This is a genomic window from Arcobacter caeni (assembly GCF_003063245.1).
In the GTDB taxonomy this organism is placed as follows: domain Bacteria; phylum Campylobacterota; class Campylobacteria; order Campylobacterales; family Arcobacteraceae; genus Aliarcobacter; species Aliarcobacter caeni.
This window is the reverse complement of the sequence record NZ_MUXE01000040.1, coordinates 1-969: the sequence shown is the minus strand read 5'-3', so window position 1 is coordinate 969 and position 969 is coordinate 1. Positions and strand designations below refer to the sequence as shown.

Annotated in this window: 1 protein-coding gene; it reads right to left on the bottom strand. The window is 29.4% G+C overall.

Annotated elements, in window-relative coordinates:
- Positions 1-956, bottom strand: a 956-nt coding sequence (locus tag B0174_RS12015) for an IS256 family transposase (protein WP_108561355.1), incomplete at its 3' end; no start/stop codon positions are given.
- Positions 957-969: the final 13 nt, after the last annotated feature.

Genomic DNA, 969 nt, shown 5'->3' with positions numbered 1-969 from the left:
AATTCTAACCAATGGTTAGTCCAAGACATAGTAATATTTGGATACTTTTTACCCCAAATATCATTAAATTCTGTGAGTGCTAATTGTGCATCTTCTTCATTTAAAGCTGAGTAAACAGATTTCAAATCTTTTGCAACTTCTTTTCTATCTTTCCATGAAACAAATTTAAGCGAGCTTCTTATTTGATGAACGATACATCTTTGAATATCAGCCTTAGGATAAACCGCTTTAATGGCTTCATTAAAGCCATTAAGCCCATCAATTGCAAATATAAGTACATCTTGCACTCCACGCTTTTGAATATCATTTAAAACAGTTAACCAATATTTACTTGTTTCATTTTCTCCTATCCAAATACCAATAATCTCTTTTTTACCTTCTAGTGTAACTCCCAGCATAATATATGCTGCTACATTTTTAACAACTCTATCTACTCTTATTTTAAGAACAGTAGCATCCATAAATATAATTGGATAAATTGAATCAAGTGGACGATTTTGCCACTCATTTGCTTTTTCAATAATTTTGGAAGTAATATTTGAAATTGTTTGTTCTGATAGTTCATATCCATATAAATCTTCAAGATGTGATTGTATATCCCTTACACTCATTCCTTTGGTATAAAGTGATAATATTAAATCTTCACTTCCATCTAAAAGTACTTCTCTTTTTTTAACTAATTGTGGTTCAAAAGTAGAATCTCTATCTCTTGGAATTGACACATCAATATTCCCATATTTTGATTTTATAGTTTTCTCATTATAGCCATTACGATAGTTTGAATTAGTAGATTCTTTATTCTTATCATAACCTAGATGTGCAGTTAGTTCTTCTTGTGATGCAGTTTGTATAACTTCTTTGAGTATATTTTTAAACTCATTTGTTATCTCATCTAGAGAAGTTAATTCTCCAGATTTTAATTGTCTTATTAGCTCTTCGTGGTTTATTAAACTCATGTAAATCCTTTAC